Genomic DNA, 22043 nt, shown 5'->3' with positions numbered 1-22043 from the left:
GCTTCGCCGCCTGTGATCGGCGGGCTTCCATCGGCGCCGAACCCAGCCGCCGACTACGATGGCTTCAGCGTAGGCACTGGCGACGACAACGACACATCGCATCAGGTGGTCCCGCCTGTGAGGTCACGCACTGCGAAGGGCTCCAAGGCCGACCCGGGTGCTAAAGGCGCCGCTGAGCAATTGATCGATCAAGAAGACGAGGCCTTGAAACGCAAGCTGAGGATCTGCCAAAGCTGCAAGTAGCGGTCGTAGCGGATCGAGCGCCGCAATTGGTCACCGGTCTATCCGGGTGGAACGGCCCCGGATTGCGCTGCGCTCCATCCGGGCTACGGCAGCTCACTGCATGGCTGACCTACCGCAGCTCTCACGCGCTCACGCTTTACCCTCCGCCAATTTCCTGATCCTCTCTCCCCTAATCGGCCGGACCAACCGGCCCGCCCAGGGAGAGAGACGCCATGAAGCTCGGCACCGCCATTGCGGAAATCATGAAGCGCGAGGGGATCGAGATCCTCTGCGGCTATCCGGTCAACCATCTGATCGAACATGCGGCGAAGGCCGATATCAGGCCCGTGATGGTGCGGCAGGAGCGCGTCGGCATCCACATGGCGGATGCGATCTCGCGGGTGACGTCGGGACGCTCGATTGGCGCGTTCTGCATGCAGCATGGGCCCGGCGCGGAGAACGCGATGGGCGGCGTCGCGCAATGCTACGGCGAATCCGTTCCCGTGCTGGTGCTGCCGATGGGCTATCAGCGCAGGCTTGCGCATATCGAGCCGAACTTCAATTCCAGCGAAGCGATGAAGGCGTTTTCGAAATCATCCGAACCGATCATCCTGGCCGCGGAAGTCGCCAACATTTTTCGCCGCGCCTTCACCAAGCTGAAGAACGGCCGCGGCGGGCCTGTCATCGTCGAGATCCCGGCGGACATGTGGAACGAAGAGGTGCCGGAGCCGCTGAACTATACTCCGGTGCTGCGCACGCGCTACGGCGCCGACCCCGTACATGTGAAGGAAGCCGCCCACCTGCTCGTCAGCGCCAAGCGTCCGGTGATCTATGCCGGCCAAGGCGTGCATTACGCGCGGGCGTGGCCACAACTGAAACGGCTGGCCGAACGGCTCGCCATTCCCGTGACGACCAGCCTTGGGGGCAAATCATCGTTTCCGGAAACGCATCCGCTCTCGCTCGGCTCCGGCGGCCTTGCGGTGCCGCGCGCGGTGCCGAAGTTCCTGGCCGAGGCCGACGTCATTTTCGGCATCGGCTGCTCCTTCACCGAAACAAGCTTCGGCATCGCGATGCCGAAAGACAAAACCATCATCCACTCCACACTCGATCCGAACCATCTCAACAAGGACGTCGAAGCCCGGATCGGCCTCGTCGGCGATGCCGGGCTCGTGCTCGATGCGCTGCTGGAGGAGATCTGCAAGGCCGTCACCGCGGATCGGGACGCCTCGGCGGTCGCCGCAGAGATCGCGGCCTCGCACAAGGAGTGGCTGGCGAAATGGATGCCGAAGCTCACCAGCAATGATGCGCCCTTGAGTCCCTATCGCGTGCTGTGGGACCTGCAGCACACCGTCGACATCGCCAACACCATCATCACCCACGATGCCGGCAGCCCCCGCGACCAGCTCTCGCCGTTCTGGAAGTCGGTCGAGCCCCTCACCTATCTCGGCTGGGGCAAGACGACGCAACTCGGCTACGGCCTTGGGTTGGCCATGGGCGCAAAACTCGCCAAGCCCGACAAGCTCTGCATCAATGTCTGGGGCGACGCCGCGATCGGCTTCACCGGAATGGATTTCGAGACCGCGGTGCGCGAGCGCATTCCGATCATGTCGATCCTGCTGAACAATTTTTCGATGGCGATCGAATTGAAGGTGATGCCGGTCTCGACCGAGAAATATCGCTCGACCGACATTTCCGGCGACTACGCCGCGATGGCGCGCGCCTTCGGCGGCTATGGCGAGCGGGTGACAAGACCTGAGGACATCATCCCCGCGATCAGGCGCGGCATCCAGAAGACGCAGGAAGGCGTTCCCGTGCTGCTGGAATTCATCACCAGCAAGGAGACCGAGGTGTCGCGGCCGGGCACATAAAGCTGGCCGGATTCTGGCGCCAAAACTCGCTGTCGCGGACGCTGGCTCCGGCCGCAGGAGATGTGATAATCCGCCCTGGTGCCGCGCTTGTCGCAGCATCAAGCCGGATTGCGAATGACCGCCCCTTCCAACGACATCGCGGAACTTGAGCGCCTGTTACAGGCGGCCACAGCCGAGAACGCGCAGCTTCGCAGCGAGCTCGCGATTGCGCGCGATCGTCAGAGCGCCAGCGCCGGGATTCTGCGCACCATCGCGGCCTCTCCCTCCGATGCCCGGCCGGTCTTCGAGGCGATTGCGTCCAGCTCCCGGCGTTTGCTCGGCGGCTTCTCCGCCACCGTGCTTCAGTTCATCGAGGACGAGCTCCACCTCGTGGCGTTCACACCAACCAGCCCCGAGGCGGACGAAGGGCTCAAGGCGTCGTTCCCGCGCAAGATTGCCGACTTTCCGACCTTCGCACTGGTGCGTGGCGGCGAGACGATCCAGTTTCCAGATAGCGAAGCCGCGGAGGTCCCGGAGCTGAACCGGAACCTCGCGCGGCTGCGCGGCTTCCGCAGCGTGCTGTTCATGCCGCTGATGAACCGGGGAACGCCGGTCGGCATGATCAGCGTCACGCGCGCCGAGCCCGGCGCGTTCGCAACCGACCTCGTCCAGCTGCTCCAGACCTTTGCCGACCAGGCGGTGATCGCGATCGAGAACGCACGGCTGTTCAACGAGACACGCGAGACGCTGGAACGCCAGACCGCTACTGCCGACATTCTGAAAGTGATGGCCGCCTCGCCGTCCGACGTACAGCCAGTGTTCGACGCCATCGCTGCCAATGCCAACCGGCTGATCGGCGGATTCTCCACGGCGGTGCTGCGCTACATCGACGGCGCTGCGCACCTTGCGGCGTTCACGCCGACCGATCCGGCCGGCGATCGCGTGCTGCAGGCCTCTTTCCCGGTGCCATTCGCGCAGTTCCCGCCCTACCAGCTCGTGGCCAATGGGGCGGCGGCGCAATTGCCCGACACCGAGGTCGAACCGGCAGCTCGCGACATCGCGCGCGCCCGCGGCTACCGCAGCATGCTGTTCGCGCCCTTGATGAGCGACGGCGAGGCCATCGGAATCATCATCGCCACGCGGCGCGCCACCGGCGTGTTCGGCGAGCATCATGTGCGGCTGCTGCAGACCTTCGCCGACCAGGCGGTGATCGCGATCAAGAATGTCAGCCTGTTCAATACCACGAGGGAGGCGCTGGAACGGCAGACCGCGACCGCCGACATCCTCAAGGTGATCGCGGCCTCGCCCGCGGATGTGACGCCGGTGTTCCAGGCGATTTCCGATAGCGCCAAGTCCCTGGTCGGCGGACATTCCTCCACCGTCACGCGCGTCGTCGACGGCCTGCTGCACCTGGCCGCCTTCAGCACCGACAACGCAGCCGGCAACGAAGAGCTGCTCAGCTCGTTCCCGGCGCCGCTGTCGGCGTCCGGCATTCACAGCCGGGTGGCAAGAAGCGGAGAGTTCGCATTCCGCAGCGACATGCAGAACGAGCCCGACCTCACGGATGCCATGAGAGAGCTGGCGCGGACGCGAGGTTATCGCAGCATCCTCGTGATCCCGATGCTGCGCGACGGTGTCGCGATCGGCACCATCGGCGTGACGCGGCCGGAGGCCGGTCCTTTCCCGGACAAGGCGATCGCCCTGCTCAAGACCTTTGCAGACCAGGCCGTGATCGCCATCGAGAACACGCGCCTGTTCAACGAGGTGCAGGATCGCACCAGGGACCTCGCCAAATCGCTCGACGACTTGCGCGCTGCCCAGGACCGGCTGGTCCAGACCGAGAAGCTGGCCTCGCTCGGCCAGCTCACCGCCGGCATTGCGCACGAGATCAAGAACCCGCTCAACTTCGTCAACAATTTTGCATCGCTCTCCGCCGAACTGACGGACGAACTGAATGATGCGCTCGCGCCTGTCTCGCTCGCGGACGACGTCCGCAGCGAGGTCGACGAGCTGACCGGGCTCCTGAAGGACAATCTCGCGAAGATCGTGCAGCACGGCAGGCGCGCCGACTCCATCGTCAAGAACATGCTGCTGCATTCCCGCGAGGGCGGCGGCGAGCATCGGCTGAGCGACATCAACGCGCTGGTCGAGGAGAGCCTCAACCTTGCCTATCACGGCGCCCGCGCCGAGAAGCCACAGTTCGACGTGACGCTGAAGCGCGAGCTCGATCCGGCGGCCGGGCAAGCGGAAGTGTTTCCGCAGGAGATCACCCGGGTGCTGCTGAACCTGATCTCGAATGGCTTCCACGCGGTTGCCAAGCGCAAGTCGGATGTCGGCGCCGCCGATTACGAGCCGGTGGTGATCGCCGCGACACGCGACCAGGGCGACAGCATCGAGATCCGCATCCGGGACAATGGCACCGGCATTCCGCACGAGGTGAAGGAAAAGATGTTCGATCCGTTCTTCACCACCAAGCCGGCCGGCGAAGGCACGGGCCTTGGATTGTCGATGAGCCACGATATCGTGGTGAAGCAGCACGGCGGCACCATCGACGTCGCGACGGAGCCCGGCGCGTTCACCGAGTTCACGATTCGATTGCCGCGAAACAGCAGCTTTCCGGGCGGAGGCCGCGGCTAGCGGTTCTTATTCCGCCATCTCGACGGGTTGCGTCGTGGACGGACCGGCCAGCGGCCGCTCCTCCATCATGATCAGGCAGAGCGCGGCGCCGGCCATCAGCGCCGTGGCGGCGCCGAAAACGTAGCGGAACGCATGCCGCATGTCGTCGGCGGGGATCGCATTGACGGCGCCGTGATGCTCGCCCGCGAGCGGAACGTCGGCACCGAGGGCGATGAGCAGGATGGCTGCGAACGCCGCGACGGTAAACGAGGACATCAGCGAGCGGAAGAAGTTCAAGGCGCCGGTGATGGTGCCGACCTGCGGACGGGCGACCGAATTCTGCACCGAGACCACACAGACCGGAAAGGTGGTGCCGAGGCCAAGCGCAAACGCGGCCATCAGTGTCAGCAGTGCCCAGAGCGGCAACGTCGTCAACGTCAGGCCGAGGCCGCACAGCGCAGCCCAGGACGTTCCGACGATGGCGACCCGCTTGTAGTGCTTGGCCCGCGCCATGGTGCGACCGGCGACGGCCGCGCCGACGGTCGAGACCGCCGCGAGCGGAATCAGCGCAAGGCCCGCTTCGCTGGCGCTGAGGTGATAGACCGCCTCGTAATAGAGCGGCAGCTGGACCGTGAGGCCCGTGATCGCACCGAGCGCGCAGCCGCCGGCCGTCAGCCCGAATGGCACAACCGATCCGCCGAGCAGCGGCAGCGGCAGGAACGGCTCGTCGGCGCGGCGCGCATGCCACACGAAAGTGACCGCGAGTGCGACCGCGCCGCCCACCATCGCAAGCACGGTCGGCGAGAGCCACGGGAAGCGCGTGCCGCCCCAGGTCAGCACAAGCATGAAGACGACGGCGGAGGCCATCAGCAGCACGCCGCCGAGCCAGTCGACCTTGCGCTTGCGGTGGAACACCGGGATCTTTTTCATCCGGGGCAGCAGCAGCGCGATCGCCGCGGCCGCGAGCGGCACATTGATCCAGAAGATCATCGACCAATGCAGATGCTCGGCGAACACGCCGCCGATGACCGGGCCGAGAATGCCACCGACCATCCACACGCTGGAGAAATAGGCTTGGTACTGGCCGCGCTCGCGTGGGCTCACGACGTCGGAGATCACGGTCTGCACCACCGGCATGATGCCGCCGCCGCCCAGTCCCTGGAGACCGCGTGCGAGAATCAGCATCGGCAGGTTCGGCGCGATCGCGCACAGCACCGAGCCCGCGACGAACAGGCTGAGCGAGATGATGATCATGACGCGGCGGCCGTAGATGTCGCTGAGCGTGCCGAACACCGGCGCGACCGCGGTCGACGCGAGCAGATAGGCTGTGATGACCCAGGAGAGATTGGAGACGTCGTGGAACTGGCGTCCGATGGTCGGCAGCGCGGTAGCGACGATGGTCTGATCCAGTGCGGCCAGGAACATCGTCAGCATCAGGCTGATGACGATGGTGCGGACCTCGTCCTGCGATAGCGGCGCCGGCGGCGCGAGCGAAGGAGCGTCATCGACGCTCAAGACCTCGCTCGGAAGGCGGGACAATTCCTCGGCGATATCGTCGGGCAATGTCTGGGTGTCGGCAGAACTGCTCTGCCGCTCGAACTTGTTCATCTCGATCGGAAGCCATGAGGCGGCGCAACGCCGCGAAGGATTCGTTCTATGCAGTCCAATGTAGACAGCAAAGTTCTTCCCAGGCAGGCACCGCGGCGCATGGGTGCATCCCAAAGTCGGGCCATCGCGACGATTGGCGTACGGACCCAGGTGAGAGTCGCAGGACCCCGGTCGCTGCCGGCAGCCCTGCGACGCCCCAGGGCAACCTTAGGAAAACATCAGTGCCGTCTTGCCCGAGGGGCCTGGATGCACCAGTCGCAGCCGGGCGATATAGCTTCGGCCGGCGAACAATTTGTAAGAAATTTTCGCGTTTCGATCCTCGCCGCTATCATCGTCACCCACGAGAAACCGCGGCGTTCCGTTCACCTCCTCGAACAGGACCAGCGTTGCGTCAGACGGCCCTTTGGTCTCGATGGTATATTTGCGTGAGGCGCTGGGTTTGATCGCATAGTCCATCTGCTGACCAGCGGCGAGATCGACCACGGCCGGATGGAAGGGCTGAAGCGTCGTCAAGGCCGGCTGTAGCGGCGGATACCAGCGGCGGATCCACTGCTTGTCTCCGGCGGAGAGCGTCCCCGGAGGAACCAGACCATTGGTCTCGTAAGGCTTCGGCTCCGCAATCAGCCCCGGCTCAAACTCGTATTCCATGATGGAATCCGGATCCCATGTTGAACCCTGTACCTGCTGCGGGGTGAGCTTCTCCAGAATGTTGTGAAACGTCGTCGATCGGCTCCACTTGTTGGGCGGAGCGCCCAGCGACTTGTAAACAGCCTCATCATGCCACTTGATGCCGGCGAAGGGGTTTTGATGCTCGTGCTCCATGCCAAGCACGTGTCCGAGTTCATGCAGCGCAGTGCCGCTGCCATATTGCGAGGTCAGATCCCAACCATACACGGTGGTCGGCTCGGTCTGGGATACCTGCAGCACGTCCCTGCCAACCTGCGAGGCCGACGATCCGTCTGGCACTGAATAGCCAATTCGCACTTCGGCTTCAGCGAGTTGGGAGACCTCCTGGAATTCGAGGCCGATGCCTACCGCCTTCCATTTCGCGAAGGCCTTGCGTATTGCGTCCGCCTGGGCCCTGGGAACTTCAAAGTGACCCGAGGTGAAAAAGCAGTAGTGCAGGACCGTGCCGTTCACCCACTTGGATCGGCTCGAGATAATCGCACGTGCGCGAAGGGTGTCGGCCATGACAGCCGGACTGAGCTGCGGCAGGACTCTCGGGCCGTTCTGACAAAATGGCCGGGCCTGACCTTTGACCACGGGAGATTTCTTCGCCTGCTTTTGCGACTTTGCCATATGGCTCTCCAAAGATTTACGCCCCCGGGTGGGGGACTGAAAACAGAAGGCAAGAGAAAAAAATGAGCCGTAAAACGGCGCCAGCATATCACAATCTCAGATTGTATCAATATGCTGCGCTAGGGGCTGGGCGTCCGCTCCGGCCCGACCTCGATCTCACAGGCGGATCAGTCCTTCGGACGTCGCTTCAGGCGGGCCCGTTTCGGCAGCTGCGCCGGCCACTGCACGATGTGGTTCTCGAGCTCATCGTCCGGGATCTCCACCTCGCTGCCTTCGACCCGACCGCGTACGGAGACGCCGGCCTCATGCACGGTGTCGGGATCGCCTGACACCAGCGGATGCCACCAATAGAGGTCGCGGCCTTCCGCGACGAGCTTGTAGCCGCAGCTCGGCGGCAGCCAGTTCAGGGTGCGGACATTGGCCGGAGTCAGGCGGACGCAGTCCGGAACCTTGTCGGAACGATTCGCATAGTCCTTGCAGCCGCAGGTCACCCCATCGAGCAGCTTGCAGCCGACATGGGTGAAGTAGATGTCGCCGGTGCCCTCTTCCTCGAGCTTGTTCAGGCAGCAGCGGCCGCAGCCGTCGCACAGGCTCTCCCATTCGGGCCCCGACATCTCTTCCAACGTCTTGGTTTTCCAGAAGAATCCTTCCTGGCCTGAAGGTCGTTTGGGAGCTGCGGTCATGCGCCTCAACAAAAGTTCGAAAGAGCTACGGCTGGTGCCATCTAGGGCGTGGGGCCTTGGGGCCGCAAGCAACGCCCGCGTGAGGCCCGTAATGAACCGGGGTCAATTAGGCCTGTTGTTCAAAATCGCAAGCGTGACCATTGGTTTATAGGCCCTGCTCGGCTAGAAGGAACAGCAAGTCCCCACCGTCGCTGGCCGGGCGCCTTGGGTTTGCCGCAACACTCCCGCAAGACGTCTCGATGCCGCCCCGGCCGGGTGCTTGAACGCTTTCGAACCAAGCCGCAAGGGTTCTAGGTGCGCCAGATCATACCACCGCATTGGAAGGCCCGGATCCGGAATTTCTTCCTGGATCTCGATGCGCGCATCGACTCCTCGCTGTTCTCCTCGGCCAAGGGCATCCGCGAGCTCTACGAGCGCTACTCGACCTTCATGGACCGCTTCTATGTCGGGCGTTGGAAGCGCTGGGTATTCATCGAGCCGCTGTCGGAGGCTGCGACGCTGGGCCTCGGCGGCCTGGTTGTGATGCTGACCCTCGCCATCCCGGCGTTCCGCGAGACCGCGGACGAGGACTGGCTGAAGAAGTCCGACCTCGCGGTGACCTTCCTCGACCGCTACGGCAACCCGATCGGCAGCCGCGGCATCAAGCACAACGATTCGATCCCGCTGGAAGATTTTCCGGACGTGCTGATCAAGGCGACGCTGGCGACCGAGGACCGCCGCTTCTACGAGCATTTCGGCATCGACATCGCCGGCACGGCGCGCGCGCTCGTCACCAACGCCCAGGCCGGCGGCGTCCGCCAGGGCGGCTCCTCGATCACCCAGCAGCTCGCCAAGAACCTGTTCCTCAGCAACGAGCGCACCATCGAGCGCAAGGTCAACGAAGCCTTCCTCGCGGTCTGGCTGGAATGGCGCCTGACCAAGAACGAGATCCTCAAGCTGTATCTCGACCGCGCCTATATGGGCGGCGGCACCTTCGGCGTCGACGGCGCCGCGCATTTCTACTTCAACAAGTCGGCACGCGACGTGACGCTTGCGGAGGCCGCGATGCTCGCCGGTCTGTTCAAGGCGCCGACCAAATACGCGCCCCACATCAACCTGCCCGCCGCCCGCGCCCGCGCCAACGTCGTGCTCGACAATCTCGTCGACGCCGGCTTCATGACCGAGGGCCAGGTGTTCGGCGCCCGCCGCAATCCTGCCTTCGCGGTCGACCGCCGCTACGAGGCGTCGCCGAATTACTATCTCGACTACGCCTTCGACGAGATGCGCAAGCTGGTCGACACCTTCCCGAAATCCTACACCGAGCGCGTCTTCGTGGTCCGGCTCGCGATCGACACCAATGTGCAGAAGGCGGCGGAAGACGCAGTCGAGAACCAGCTGCGCCAGTTCGGCCGCGATTATCACGCGACCCAGGCCGCGACCGTCGTCTCCGATCTCGACGGCGGCATTCGCGCCATGGTCGGCGGCCGCGACTACGGCGCCAGCCAGTTCAACCGCGCCACCGACGCCTATCGCCAGCCGGGCTCCTCGTTCAAGCCTTACGTCTACACCACCGCGCTCCTCAACGGCTTCACGCCGAACTCGATCGTGGTCGACGGCCCGGTCTGCATCGGCAATTGGTGCCCGCAGAACTATGGCCATTCCTATTCCGGCGCGGTGACGCTGACGCAGGCGATCACGCGTTCGATCAACGTGGTGCCGGTCAAGCTGTCGATCGCGATCGGCCAGAAGGAGCAGCCGAAGGCGCCGAACCCGGCCAAGATCGGCCGCGCCAAGATCGTCGAGGTCGCGCGCCGCTTCGGCCTCAAGGCGCCGCTGCCCGACACGCCGTCGCTGCCGATCGGCTCGGACGAAGTCACCGTGCTCGAGCACGCGGTGGCGTATGCGACCTTCCCCAACCGCGGCAAGGCGGTGACGCCGCATTCCGTGCTGGAAGTGCGCACCGGCGCCGGCGATCCGGTCTGGCGCTGGGACCGCGACGGACCGAAGCCCCGCCAGGCGATTCCCGCCTCGGTGGCCGCCGACATGGCCGGCATGATGAGCCACGTCGTCAGCGAAGGCACCGCGCGCCGCGCCGCGCTCGACGGGATTCCGACCGCGGGCAAGACCGGCACGACCAATGCGTATCGCGACGCCTGGTTCGTCGGCTACACCGGCAATTTCACCTGCGCGGTCTGGTACGGCAATGACGACTATTCGCCGACCAACCGCATGACCGGCGGCTCGCTGCCGGCGCAGACCTGGCACGACATCATGCTCGCGGCGCATCAGGGCGTCGAGGTGCGGGAAATCGCCGGCATCGGCATGGGCCAGAAGCTGCCGCCCGAGCGGATCGCCAACGCGCAGGCCAATGCGGCGCCGAAGGTGCTGGAGACCAAGCCCGGTCCGCCGCCGGTATTGACCAAGCGCGGCGCCGACGTGTTGGTGCGGGTCGAGAAGCTGCTCGATGACGCGGCCCGGACCGCGACCAAATCGGCCGCCAGCGACTCCAAGCAAGCCAAACCGGCATCGTCCACGAGCGCGCTCGCCTTCCCGCAGAACTATGCGGAAGAGAATGCGAACGCATCCGCCCCGCGCAAGAACTAATCGAAACAAGAACTGATCGAAACAAGTGCGGCTGATCCTGATCACATTGACGGCCCTTCTGCTCGCAACCGTGGTGGGCGTCGGCGCGACCTGGATGACGACGACGCGCGGCACCGAGATTGGCGCGCTGACCATCGGCCCCTGGACCGCGCGTCCGCGCACCGGCACCGCCGACGTCGACCCCTATTCGCGCGCCACCATCGTGCGCAACGGCGAGCTGCCGATCGGCACCGGCGACGGCGTCGCCTTCACCGCGACCACCGACGACAAGAAGAAGGTGCTCGACGGCCGCTGTGACGTCGTGGTCTCCGGCGTGACGCCGCCGGCGCGGTTCTGGACGCTGACGCTTTATGACCACAAGGGTCATCTCGTCCCGAATTCGCTGCAGCGCTACGGCTTCACCAGCCAGGAGATCGTGCGGCAGTCCGACGGCTCGTTCGAGATCCGCATCGCCTCGCGCTCGCGCGCCGGCAACTGGTTGCCGACCGGCGGCATCGAGCGTTACGCGCTGATGCTGCGGCTCTACGACACCCCGGTCGGCGTTGCCACCCGCACCCAGCGCGACGCGCCGATGCCCACCATCACGACGGCGGGCTGCTCATGATCCGGCTGTTGTTCACCATCGTTGCCGGCGTGGTGCTGGGCCTCGTGGTCCATCTCGTCAGCGTGCTGGCGTTGCCGCGGATCGCGACCCAGGACGCCTATTCGCGGCTGACGCCGATGACCAAGCTCAACGGCGTCACCCAGCTGCCGCTCGCCGATCCCAGCACCTCGCCGATGCCGTTCATGGACCCGGCCTTTGCGCTGGCGATCTGTCGCTACGATCTGTCGAACGGGCCGATCAAGCTGACGGTGCCAGTCAGCCAGGCCTACACCTCGGTGTCGTTCTACACCCGCAACGAGATCGCCTATTACGCCATCAACGACCGCTCGGCCGGCAAGAAGGTGATCGAGCTCGACCTGATGACCGAGCCGCAGCACAACGAGCTGCCGGAGGACGAAGAGATCACCGCCGCCGACCGCCTGATCATCGATTCCCCGAGCACGACCGGGCTGATCGTGATGAAGGCGCTCGCGCCCGAGCCCGGCCTGATGCCGCAAGCGCAAGGCTCGCTTGCGGCCGCGAGCTGCGGACCGCAGACCGAGCCGCCGGCGAAGGCCGAAGCGCCGCGCGGACGGCGCTGAGGCGCGGCTTCGGCAAGCCGCAAAACAAAAAGTCGAAAAACAACCCCATGCACAGTAGCGTTGGCATTGAAATCGTTAGCCATTTTTGTTGCACCAAATAGGCATTTGCCGGACCGGTACATCCCTGCCGTCGCGCTGTTCAGCTTTGACTCGTCGGGCAAAACACTGGCAGAATGGCAGCATCGAAAGTTCACCCGCGCGGAGCAATCCGCCGCGGGTTTTTTCATGCTTGTGCCTCAAACCGAAGATGACCTGAATGCCTGGAGCGCGGCGCCCCCTCAGGTCGGTGGTTGTAGCCCTGGCGAGTTGAGCCAATGATCCAGGGACAAGCTTGTTTCGGCCCAGCGTGCGCGTCTGAGGGCGGCATCTCTCACTGGCCCTGGCGGGAGCAGTTCCGCGGCTGAGCGAAGACGAGCGGCCATTTCTGCAAGCCCCTCTTCGTGCGATTCATTGAACTTGCGCCGCTGGCTCACTGCACCATCCGTTCCGGAGGAGGCGGGAGCGCAAGCAGCGTTCTCATCACCGATAACAGCCGCTGATCGGGCGGTGACGTCGGAACGTAGATATTGGTGGAAGCTTCCGTCGGCGCACTAGTGCACACAAGCGGCAGAGAGCGGTTCACGTTGGCGGCACTTCCTCCTGCAGCATGTACATGGATCAGGTCGGAGCCACCAAGCATCGCGTCCCGCTAGCGCGGGGAACAAGGTCAAGGCATGCAGGTTGACGTTGCGGCAGGGAGAGTTGTCATGAGCGAAGAGGAGCTGACCAGCAAAGCCGAGCGCGCGCTCGTTACCGTTGCGCTTAGCCTGACGATGCTGGTTCTTTGCGTCGGAGCCCTGATCTGTCGCTAGCGCGTTGCTCTGTTCGCCGCTCGGTGTTCGCCAATCCTACCGCTCTTCAGTCGGATGCCACCCATTTCTATGGGGTTGAGCGCAGGTTGCCATGATCGGAGAAGCACTATCGTCTCACTTCAACGAAGTTCCTTTGTCCCCTCTCGATATTTCATGTGCACAGGTGCTGTGCGGTTTCGTCGCAATGTTTCCGGGGAAATGAACTCCTATAATCAGATCATCATGGCTTACGTCATCGACATTGATGCGCGCACCGCGCGTTTTGGTCTTCACGCCGGCCGCCTCCAAGCAGGCGGTTAGCCGGACGGTGTTCGCGCCGTCCGGGCTCTTTTCCAGCTTTCGTGACCCCCACTCGATAGGTCGTCTTGAAGCAGAAGGAGTGCGCCGTGCTGCCTCTTCCAAAAATCGCACTGACCTCATCAGACTATCCGCGGCTCGAACAGCTCGCCCGCTTCTCCGTCCAAAAAGGAGATTTGGACGGGATATTCCTCATGGGCGAAATCAACCGCGCCGATATCGTCCCGGACGAAGCGGACAACGTCCGTCCTTTCGTGACGATCGGATCATGGGTCACCCATTGCACGAATTGGGGCGTTCCGCGTCGTACTGTGCAACTGGTCTGGCCCGAGGAGTGCTGGTCGGATCCCGCCTGCATTTCGGTGTTGACCCCGCTGGGTACAGCTTTGATCGGACTGCAGGTCGGCGATCAGATGCCGTACTTCGTCGCCGGATGTCTGAATGTCGTCAGGGTCCAAAGCCTGACCCCATCGGATTCAAAGGTCGTCCCACTGTTCCGGAGAGGGCCGAGGCGGTCAGGCAACCCGTGCGACGACGATCCCGGACCAACTGCAGCATAGGAGCGACCAATGCGCAATTTCGAAGCCGAGAGCCGGCGAGAACAGCCGGCGTTGCCGCCGATCAAGATCACTGAGGACGAATCACGGCGCCTCAGTTCCTTGGCCAATTCGAGCATGGATCTGTTTCCGCGAGTGGCCCATTTTCTGGCTCGAGAGATGGATCGTGCCACGGTGACGGACGAGAACGACTTGCGAGGCGTGATCAGGATGGGATCGAAAGTGACCTATCGCGACGACGAGACGGGTGCGAGCCGAGAGATCGTGCTGGTGTATCCGCATGAGGCAAACATTGAGCTCAATCGGATCTCGGTCCTGACGCCTGTTGGAGCGGCCTTGATCGGCCTATCGCCAGGGCAGCGGATCGACTTCGAGACGCCCCACAAGCGCACCAGGGGCCTGACCGTTCTCGCGGTGTCCGAATAAGGCGCGTACGTTAAGTCAGACCGAGCATCGCACGTCTTGCGATATGGGCCGTAGTCCCGAGGGCGTCGCACCCGGATCTGGCCCTTTCGTATGAGTTCGACAGCGCACTCGCCTTGGTTTCGTAGCGCTGTGGATCACCGCGCCTCTCACTATTGCAGGACTGGTCGCCCAACGACTCTGCGCGGCTTCGATCCATCATAGTGAGTTTGCAACGCGGTGTGCCCCCAGAGGACCGGGGCTCAGGGGGCGTGAAGTCGTTCACAAGTACGTCTCAAGTCGCGGCCGTGCGGTTGATCTACACACTCACTCTTTGGAAAAAGACAGGAACATTCCTGCAATTGCCAAGTTTTCCCGATGCCCTTCCCCAAGGGCGACCCCGAGTGGCCCCAGCTCCATGCCCCCCAATATCCCCGCGAGCTGGGGCCCGTCTTTTCTCGAAATTCGGGAGACCGCACCGGCGAGCTTCCTGCCATTGATGTCGAGGCCATGGCGGAAGAGCCGCCTAAGCCCTTGACGAAGAACTCGGGTTGCCTCGGTGGATGGCGTAGCCGAACAGGCCCCTCTCGAGGTTGCATGGTCTCGGCATAGTCTTGCCGCCATCTTGGTGCCCAGCTCCTTCTCGACGATTTCGACCGAGTTATCGCAGTGCGCGTTCCTGCTCCCCGCCAAGGAGGCCGTCATGTCGAGATTAGCGATCGTGTTAATGTCGGCACTTTCTGTGACTTCTGCCACCGCGCAAGATGCTGCGTCCGGACGATCGCACGAGCCGGCCGCTGCCAGCGCGTATGAAACTCAGCCTTTCCTATTTGATGGACGGATGCGAGGCGACGGCATGAGGCAGCGAGGGCCTGCCGACAATCGTCACCCCAACGCCGGTGCCATTGGCGTGCAACCGAAAGCAAACGAGCCAAGGCGCGAACGATGAGCCCGCGTGCCCGCTTTGATCTGCCCGCCCAGTTGTTTGCCCTGGACGAGGTGATCAATTGCGCCGGCAATGTCTCCGATCGGCCTATCGCCTCCGGCTTCCAGATCGGCGGATCGCTTGTGCGGCAGAGACGAGCATGATAGCAGGAGCCATCGGGTCAAACACAACCGCCCGACCAGCTTTCGAGCCAAGCGTTGTTTCGCTCCATTACGGAGGTGAAACATGTCTTGCGACAGCACCACTGGCTCAATCGGCACATCCAGCGCAGCCATCGGCCCTGCTCCAAACCCTGGATGGTTCTGGAAGCTCACGCTCGCGCTGCTGGATGGCATCACACGGCGCCGCCAATACGACGAGCTTCTCGAACTGGACGACCGGCTTCTCGCGGACGTCGGCTTATCGAGAACGATCGTTGGGGAGGCTCGACGGTGTTACTTCTCAGGTTGGCGCGACGATCGGTGATCGTCATATCCACTCGATGAGCGGCCACACCTGGGTGTGCGAAGGCGGCGCGTCTGCTTATCCTTGCGGATCGGACGGCCGCCAAGCCAGCGAAAAGGCTAACGGACTTCTTAACCGCGATCCTTACGCCTCAGAAGTCCAGCTTGTCGCGTATGGCATCAATTCCGGCTCTCGCGCACGCTTCGTCCGCATCACCGCCCGGAGCGCCGGACACGCCGATCGCGCCGACCAGGGAGCCGCCGGCTTCGACGATCAGTCCTCCGGCGATGACGACCGCTCCGGGAAGATTGCGAATGCCCGCCTGCATCATGCCGGGCTGGCTGATCGCATTCAGCTCGGTCGTGCTGGTCTTGAACGAGGCAGCCGTCCACGCCTTGGCTGCTGCCGTCGAGGGCGTGTGAGGGCCTGCGAAACGGTCGCGCAACATCACTTGCGTGACGCCGAAGCGATCGACGACGGCAACTGCAATTTGGTATCCACGGGTGCGGCAGTTCGCCAACGCAGCGCGCGCAAGATCGAGCGCCAGTTCCGGACCGAGCGATTTGTAGGCGACCAGACCTTCCTCCGCCCGTACCGGGCAGATGGACGCAATCAGCACGGCCGTCGCGACCGACAGGCATCGAACGTTCATGGCAATCTCCGGCAAGGGTGACCAAGCGCTTATTCGATCTCACCATATGTCAGATCATCGAACAGGGTCACGCTATCTGCCTTGGTCCACAGGCCGATCATGCCGGCGTCCGGAATGGTGGCGTCTTCCACCTCGAACAATTGCTTTCCGTCATAGCTCACCTTGAACCGACGTCCTGCGAAGTCGCAGCGCAGCAGGTGCCATTGCCCTGACGACACCGGCGCGCCGACGCCATAGCCGCCTCTGCGACCCACGATCTCAAGCGACGTTCGAACGCCATTGACCGTCTTGTACAGGACGACATTGTCCTCCAGCGCGTTAGCCCGGACCACGTAGTAATTATCGGCGTCCTTCGCACGCCAGATGACTCCCGCGGCGCGGTCCTCGGAGCCGGCAACGGCCTTGAATTTCACCTCGACGAAGCCGTCGCGGATGGCGGTATCGCGCTTGATGGCGAGAGGAAACGTCGCCCGTCCGGATTGCTTGAGAACGTTCGGCTTGCTTGGCGCCGTCGACTCGGCCTCGACGGTCCATTTGGGCTGTCCCTTGCCGGTCATCGTCAAAGTCCAACCTTCGGGCGAGGTTCCGGCAGCAGCGTTGTCGAAATTCAAGGTCTCGGCCATGGCGTTCCCTCCCACTAACAAAGCCAGCATGGATGCCAGCGCAAGCTTGCCCACGAGCTTGTCCAAGAGCTTGTCCAAGAGCTTGTCCATGTGCTTGTCCATGCATCAGCCCTTCGTGCTCGCCGTCTTGTCGAGCGCCGCACGGAGGCCCTCCGCAAGCTTGACGGCGTCGTCGTTGGCCCAGAAGTGCATGAAGAAGAGCCGCGGCTGTTCGTCCAGCATGTGGCTGTGCAGCGCCGTTACCTCGACGCCGTGGGTCCGCAGCGCCACGATGACCGGGTTCACCTCGTCGCTGGTCAGCACGAAGTCGCCGGTGATGGCCGCCCTACCCGCGCCCGTCGGTTGGAAATTGATGGCGATCGCAACGCCCATCGCGGCGACGGGGGTCAGCAACATGCCGTCTTCCGTAATGGGGTCGTGCCGCTTCACGTTGAACTGGTAGACGCCGCCATTCGCTTTCCCGTCCACTCCGATGATCTGGTCGAGTTTCGCCGTGTCGAGGTCGATGGCGGGCGGCGGGTTCACCGGCGCCGTGACCGTCAGCGGGGTCTTGCTTTCGGCCAAGGCATCATGGATGGCCGAGGCCAGTTTGACGGGATCGCCGTGGCCGGCGACGTGCATGTAGAACGTGGCCGGGCTCGCGCGCAGCAGATGATTGTGCACGGCTGTGATCTCGAGCCCGCTCGCGATCATCTTCGCCATCACGGGATTGATCTCGGTCTCGAGCAGCACGAGGTCGCCCATGACCATGGCACCGCCATGCGCAGGCTTGAACGCGATCCAGCCGCCAAGAGCCAGCGCCGGCTTGATCGCAACCCCATCCAACGTCACGGAGAGATCGCTGCGGGGAAAGCCGTAACGGCGGACGTCGTCCGAGACGGCGGGCTTGCGACCCAAAGTCTCGTCCACCTTCTGCCAGTCGGCATCCTGGGCATATGCCGGGACGCAGGAACCGAACCGAAATGCAAGAAGACAGACACCAATGCCGACCACGGCCCAGATGATTCTTTTCATCGTGCTACTCCTCAGGCTTGGTTTCCCTCTTTGACCCGATCGCCGCTGTCGACGACGGACCCGCCCCAGGTGAAGTCCGGCTCGCGATCTTCCCTACATCACACGCACGAGGCGCGACAAAGCGCGGGCATCGACGCGCGCAGCGGGGCTGCGATCGGCACGGGAGCCCGCCGAACAATCGAGCCCATCTGACGGATGAAATCGGGGATGTATGATGACATGCTGCGCCCTTGGTGATCAGGACGCGATGCTTGGGCATGTCGCCTCACGGGGAGATCGCACATCCCCGAGCCCCAAGTAAAAACCCGAGGGCGGCAGCTGTCAACGGGCGTAGGGCTTCGGGTGGCCCACCAAAGCCGCCGGCGAACGTCACGAAGAATTCACCGCTCCGCGGAACCGCGCCAGCCACGTCTTGAAACTCGCGGACGGGCTCGCTACTATTCCTGGTGTGGGGACAAAGCAGACTCCCCGTGAGGCCTCGGTCCAAGCTCTGCGCAGCACGCCATTCGTGGAGCTTGCGCATGGACACCGAACGACACCCTTCTCACCAACACACCGTCGCCATCCTCTCGCGAGGCGACGCTGCCGCGCGGCGGGATGCGACGGCGCAAAACAGCCGCTTCGTCCGCGTTTTCGAAGCCCTCGCCGCCGTCGGCATCGAAGCCCGGCCGGCGATCTACGACGAAAGCTTCGCCGAAGAGGTCCGCGAGCAGTTGCTCGCGGTGGACGGCGTGCTCGTCTGGGTTAACCCCATTCAAGACGGTCGAAATCGCGCCGGTCTCGACGCATTGCTGCGCGACGTCGCCGCACGGGGTGTGTGGGTCAGCGCCCATCCGGACGTCATTCTCAAGATGGGCACCAAGGAGGTTCTGTATCGTACCCGCTCGATGGGCTGGGGAAGCGACACGACGCTATATCAAACCGCTGCGGCGATGCGCGCCGAGCTGCCGACGCGGCTCGCCGCCGGTCCGCGCGTGATCAAGCGCAACCGGGGTAATGGCGGCCAAGGCGTCTGGAAGGTCGAGAGTCTGCCGACCTCCTCCATGATAAAGGTGCTGGACGCGACCAGGGACGCGCCCGAGGAACTGACGCTGGATGATTTTCTCCGTCGTTGCGCGGAGTATTTCGAGAACGGTAGCGTGATCGACCAACCATTCCAGCCTCGCCTGAGCGAGGGCGTCGTACGTTGCTACATGGCAGGCGATCGCTGCGCCGGCTTCGGCCATCACAAGGTCAAAGCCCTCGTTGATTCGCCGGCCGCACGCGCCGAGGCCGGACCACGGCTCTATTCGTCCAACGCAGACCCGCGCTTCCAGCGGCTGCGTCGCTTGATGGAAGACGAGTGGACGCCCGAGCTGACGTCGTTGCTCGATATTCCGCGGCACGACCTGCCTGCGATTTGGGACGCCGACTTCATGCTTGGCCCGGTCCTTCCCGACGGGACCGACAGCTATGTACTTGGTGAGATCAATGTCAGCTCGGTGCATCCTTATCCGGACGAGGCGCCGGCGGAGATCGCGAGGCGGGTTGCCGATCGGCTCCGGCGCAAGCTTTGACACATGCTGACGGTCCGCGCGCTTAAGCGCTTGCACATCTCCGTTTCATTCGACTTGCAGGACGGCGAATGCGTCGCCCTGCAAGGGCCCTCCGGCGTAGGCAAGACCCAGCTCCTTCGCTCGATCGCGGATCTCGATCCCAACGCAGGAATGGTCGAACTGGACGGAACGCTCAGGGAGGCGATGCCCGCCCCGGCCTGGCGCAAGCGAGTGACTTATGTCGCTGCCGAGCCGGGCTGGTGGTCAGAGACCGTGCAAGATCACTTCAGCGGCTGGGATGATGCCTTACCATTGGTCACGAGACTGGGGTTGCCGTGCAGTTGCGGTCCCTGGCCGATCCAAAGACTTTCGACCGGCGAGCGGCAACGGCTGGGGCTGGTGCGCGCGCTGATGCTGAGGTCGCGGGTCCTTCTCCTGGACGAGCCGACATCGGCCCTCGATTCGGCCTCAACGGCGGCCGTGGAATCCTTGATCGCGGAACGCATTTCGAATGGAACGAGTGTCGTCTGGAGCACTCACGACAACGCCCAGGCCCGCCGCGTCGGGTCGAGGGTCCTTGTGATGAATGCCGACGGTGGAATCGAGGAAAATCAGCCGTGAGTTACATTCACTTGGCATACGGCGATTTGATTCTGCCCGCGCTCCTTGTCGTCATGGACGGCGCTCTCTCGCTTGCTCTCCGCCTCAAGCTTGAAAAGCAACTGGCCATCGCCACCGTGCGGATGGTGCTTCAGCTGGTGCTCGTCGGATACGTATTGACGTTCCTGTTCGCCGCGGTCTCGCCGCTCTGGACCGCCCTCGCCGCCTTCATCATGGTTCTCTTCGCATCACGGGAAATCGTCGCTCGGCAAAAGCGACGCCTGCCGGGTATCTGGAGCTATGGCCTAGGAGCGGGATGCATGTTGCTCGCGGCCGGGACCGTCACGATGTTCGCGCTTCTGACGGAGCTACGCCCGGATCCGTGGTATCATCCGCGCTATGCGCTGCCATTGTTGGGCATGATCCTGGGCAACACCATGACGGGAATAAGCCTGGGCCTGGACGTGCTGACGAATAGCCTGGTGCGCGAACGGGCCGCTGTCGAAGCGTGCCTTGCTCTTGGCGGGACCCGGTATCAGGCGTTGCTGCCGGTCCTGCGGGACGCATTGAGAAGCGGCTTCATGCCAATCATGAACAGCATGGCCGCGATCGGCCTTGTCTCTTTGCCGGGGATGATGACCGGTCAAATCCTTGCAGGCGTCGAACCGATCGACGCCGTCAAGTATCAGCTCTTGATCATGTTCTTGATCGCCGGCGGGACGGGATTGGGAACGCTCGCTGCCGTGATGGGAGGCGCTCGCCTTCTCACCGATCATCGCCATCGATTGCGCCTCGATCGATTTTCCACTGCCGAATAGAATTGCGTGACCTCACATCGACTGCGCCCGAACAGACTGGCCCTTCCGCGCCCACAGCAGCGCGAATGGACCCAACGCGATACCAGCCGCGAGGACGCTGAATGCCAAGAGCCAGCCGGTCGCGCTCTGCGGGCCGCCGGCTGCGTCGAGCGCGGCGCCGGTGCCCCAGGCACCGACCGCCGACAGGCCGAAGCCGACCGTCGAATGCAGGGCCAGGGTCGCGCCGCGATGTTCGGACACAGCCGCCGCCGACATGCCGGCGGTCAATGCGCCCGAATCCGCCGGCACGGTCAGGCCATAGGCAAGCAGCAGCAGCGCAAGCACCCATGCCGGCGCCGTCGCGTTGAGGCCGATGATGAGCGCGACGCAGGCCGACGCGATCATCACGACCGTGATCGCGCGATGGCGGCCGAATTTCAGCGCGGCCTCGTTGCCGAGGATGCTGGCGGGCATCGAGATCACCGCGAAGCAGAAGCTCAGCACAACAGGGCTCAACCATGACGGCGCGCCTTGGTGGGCGACGACGAAGGTCCAGAACCCCACCAGCCAGGTGCGGATGCCATAGAGCTCAAAGCAATGGGCGCCATAGCCGAAGATGTATCCGAGCGCCTCGCGGTTGGCGAAGACGGGCGCGAAGTTCAAGAGACGTCCCGTCTTCGGCGCGGGCCGCTGCGCCTGCATCAGAAGGCACGCGACGACCATTGCGATAGGTCCGAAGCCGGTGACAAGGAAGGCGGTCCGCCATCCCCAGCGGTCGGCGATCACTTGCGCGACCAGGAACGAGAGGCCGACGCCGACCGAGAAGCTCGACGTGTACAGCGTGACGGCGCGCGAGGTATCGCCGGCGGGAAGCCGGTCCGTCAGCGCCTTCAAGCCCGGCATGTAGGCGCCGGCAAATCCAAGCCCTGCCAGGGACCAGATCGCGGTCGCGGACCAAAACCCTTGCGCGAAGATTCCGAACGCTGCGGTCGCGAGGCCACTGACGATCGAACCCCAGAGCAAAACGAGCCGCGCATCGATCCGGTCGGTCAATGTCGTCAGCACGGGCACGGCGAGCATGTAGCCGAACGCGTAACCGCTCGCCATCAAGCCGCCTTCGGCCGCGGAAAGCCCCCACGCCGGCATCAGATGCTGCGCCAGATTCGCGGACAGTGTCACATGCGGCAGCAGATTGCCGACCTGGCCGATGCACATCACCGCGATCAGAGACCGCCCGCTCAAGTTACGAATGCTGTCCTCCCGCCCCCCGGCTGACACGGCG

At 63.9% G+C, this 22043-nt stretch carries 18 protein-coding genes and 1 pseudogene; 11 read left to right on the top strand and 8 right to left on the bottom strand.

The genetic code is table 11. The annotated features are described in order from the left end of the window. Positions 1–446: 446 nt before the first annotated feature. Together AC0L3U_RS09690 and AC0L3U_RS09685 are read left to right on the top strand one after the other, a co-directional pair. Positions 447–2090 (top strand): annotated as a pseudogene (locus AC0L3U_RS09690) (thiamine pyrophosphate-requiring protein); the annotation flags it as partial. Positions 2091–2204: 114 nt separating this feature from the next. Continuing rightward, positions 2205–4706 (top strand): GAF domain-containing sensor histidine kinase, encoded by a 2502-nt coding sequence (locus AC0L3U_RS09685; protein WP_473361572.1) that lies wholly within the window; start codon positions 2205–2207, stop codon positions 4704–4706. 6 nt (positions 4707–4712) lie between these two features. Here AC0L3U_RS09685 and AC0L3U_RS09680 read toward each other — a convergent pair whose 3' ends face one another. The 3 genes from AC0L3U_RS09680 to AC0L3U_RS09670 all read right to left on the bottom strand — a co-directional run bounded on the left by AC0L3U_RS09680 (position 4713) and on the right by AC0L3U_RS09670 (position 8275). Beyond that, positions 4713–6293, bottom strand: a complete 1581-nt coding sequence (locus AC0L3U_RS09680; RefSeq protein WP_473361571.1) for an MDR family MFS transporter — start codon at positions 6291–6293, stop codon at positions 4713–4715. 207 nt (positions 6294–6500) lie between these two features. Next, a complete protein-coding gene (locus tag AC0L3U_RS09675; RefSeq protein WP_473361570.1) occupies positions 6501–7592 on the bottom strand; it encodes a M12 family metallopeptidase in 1092 nt (363 codons plus the stop codon). A gap of 167 nt (positions 7593–7759) precedes the next feature. Further along, positions 7760–8275, bottom strand: a complete 516-nt coding sequence (locus AC0L3U_RS09670; RefSeq protein ID WP_063993066.1) for a YcgN family cysteine cluster protein — start codon at positions 8273–8275, stop codon at positions 7760–7762. A 294-nt stretch (positions 8276–8569) separates the two neighbouring features. On the opposite strand from AC0L3U_RS09670, the gene AC0L3U_RS09665 reads away from it, so the two are divergent. The 5 genes from AC0L3U_RS09665 to rnk all read left to right on the top strand — a co-directional run bounded on the left by AC0L3U_RS09665 (position 8570) and on the right by rnk (position 14174). After that, positions 8570–10858 carry a transglycosylase domain-containing protein gene (locus AC0L3U_RS09665; protein ID WP_473361569.1) on the top strand — a complete coding sequence of 763 codons (2289 nt, stop codon included), beginning with the start codon at positions 8570–8572 and terminating at the stop codon, positions 10856–10858. 25 nt (positions 10859–10883) lie between these two features. Further along, positions 10884–11462 carry a DUF1214 domain-containing protein gene (locus AC0L3U_RS09660; RefSeq protein ID WP_473361568.1) on the top strand — a complete coding sequence of 193 codons (579 nt, stop codon included), beginning with the start codon at positions 10884–10886 and terminating at the stop codon, positions 11460–11462. Further along, on the top strand, positions 11459–12043 hold the full coding sequence (locus AC0L3U_RS09655) for a DUF1254 domain-containing protein (protein ID WP_473263156.1): 585 nt from the start codon (positions 11459–11461) through the stop codon (positions 12041–12043). The genes AC0L3U_RS09660 and AC0L3U_RS09655 overlap by 4 nt, the downstream gene beginning before the upstream one ends. A 1216-nt stretch (positions 12044–13259) precedes the next feature. After that, a complete protein-coding gene (locus AC0L3U_RS09650; RefSeq protein WP_473361567.1) occupies positions 13260–13751 on the top strand; it encodes a GreA/GreB family elongation factor in 492 nt (163 codons plus the stop codon). Positions 13752–13760: 9 nt separating this feature from the next. After that, positions 13761–14174: a nucleoside diphosphate kinase regulator gene (gene rnk / locus AC0L3U_RS09645; RefSeq protein WP_473361566.1), complete on the top strand. Its 414-nt coding sequence runs from the start codon at positions 13761–13763 to the stop codon at positions 14172–14174. Between the two features lie 861 nt (positions 14175–15035). Here rnk and AC0L3U_RS09640 read toward each other — a convergent pair. Continuing rightward, positions 15036–15371, bottom strand: coding sequence for a hypothetical protein (locus tag AC0L3U_RS09640; protein WP_473361605.1), 336 nt, complete (start codon positions 15369–15371; stop codon positions 15036–15038). Here AC0L3U_RS09640 and AC0L3U_RS09635 point away from each other — a divergent pair. Further along, complete coding sequence (locus AC0L3U_RS09635; RefSeq protein ID WP_473361565.1) at positions 15322–15561, top strand: YjiS-like domain-containing protein; 240 nt, start codon at positions 15322–15324, stop codon at positions 15559–15561. The genes AC0L3U_RS09640 and AC0L3U_RS09635 overlap by 50 nt on opposite strands. 130 nt (positions 15562–15691) lie before the next feature. On the opposite strand, the gene AC0L3U_RS09630 is transcribed toward AC0L3U_RS09635, so the two are convergent. Genes AC0L3U_RS09630 through AC0L3U_RS09620 form a run of 3 tightly spaced genes read right to left on the bottom strand, consistent with a single transcriptional unit; the run spans position 15692 to position 17829 of the window. Continuing rightward, positions 15692–16192 carry a GlcG/HbpS family heme-binding protein gene (locus tag AC0L3U_RS09630; protein WP_473361564.1) on the bottom strand — a complete coding sequence of 167 codons (501 nt, stop codon included), beginning with the start codon at positions 16190–16192 and terminating at the stop codon, positions 15692–15694. Positions 16193–16221: 29 nt separating this feature from the next. Next, the gene (locus AC0L3U_RS09625) at positions 16222–16905 is read right to left on the bottom strand and encodes a hypothetical protein (RefSeq protein ID WP_473361563.1); all 684 of its coding nucleotides are present in this window, start codon (positions 16903–16905) and stop codon (positions 16222–16224) included. Positions 16906–16920: 15 nt separating this feature from the next. Beyond that, the gene (locus AC0L3U_RS09620) at positions 16921–17829 is read right to left on the bottom strand and encodes a DUF1259 domain-containing protein (protein ID WP_473361562.1); all 909 of its coding nucleotides are present in this window, start codon (positions 17827–17829) and stop codon (positions 16921–16923) included. A 521-nt stretch (positions 17830–18350) separates the two neighbouring features. On the opposite strand from AC0L3U_RS09620, the gene AC0L3U_RS09615 reads away from it, so the two are divergent. The 3 genes from AC0L3U_RS09615 to AC0L3U_RS09605 are packed head-to-tail and all read left to right on the top strand — an operon-like array spanning position 18351 to position 20782. Continuing rightward, the gene (locus tag AC0L3U_RS09615) at positions 18351–19385 is read left to right on the top strand and encodes a Cj0069 family protein (protein WP_473361561.1); all 1035 of its coding nucleotides are present in this window, start codon (positions 18351–18353) and stop codon (positions 19383–19385) included. A 3-nt stretch (positions 19386–19388) separates the two neighbouring features. Further along, positions 19389–19985 (top strand): ABC transporter ATP-binding protein, encoded by a 597-nt coding sequence (locus AC0L3U_RS09610; RefSeq protein WP_473361560.1) that lies wholly within the window; start codon positions 19389–19391, stop codon positions 19983–19985. Continuing rightward, positions 19982–20782, top strand: coding sequence for an ABC transporter permease (locus AC0L3U_RS09605; RefSeq protein WP_473293390.1), 801 nt, complete (start codon positions 19982–19984; stop codon positions 20780–20782). Before AC0L3U_RS09610 ends, AC0L3U_RS09605 begins: the two co-directional genes overlap by 4 nt. A gap of 12 nt (positions 20783–20794) precedes the next feature. On the opposite strand, the gene AC0L3U_RS09600 is transcribed toward AC0L3U_RS09605, so the two are convergent. Then, positions 20795–21976 carry an MFS transporter gene (locus AC0L3U_RS09600; RefSeq protein WP_473361604.1) on the bottom strand — a complete coding sequence of 394 codons (1182 nt, stop codon included), beginning with the start codon at positions 21974–21976 and terminating at the stop codon, positions 20795–20797. Positions 21977–22043: the final 67 nt, after the last annotated feature.

It is taken from the genome of Bradyrhizobium sp. Kon69, from assembly GCF_055807515.1.
The sequence above is the reverse complement of the archived record's forward strand: the minus strand, read 5'-3'. Positions and strand labels throughout refer to the sequence as shown.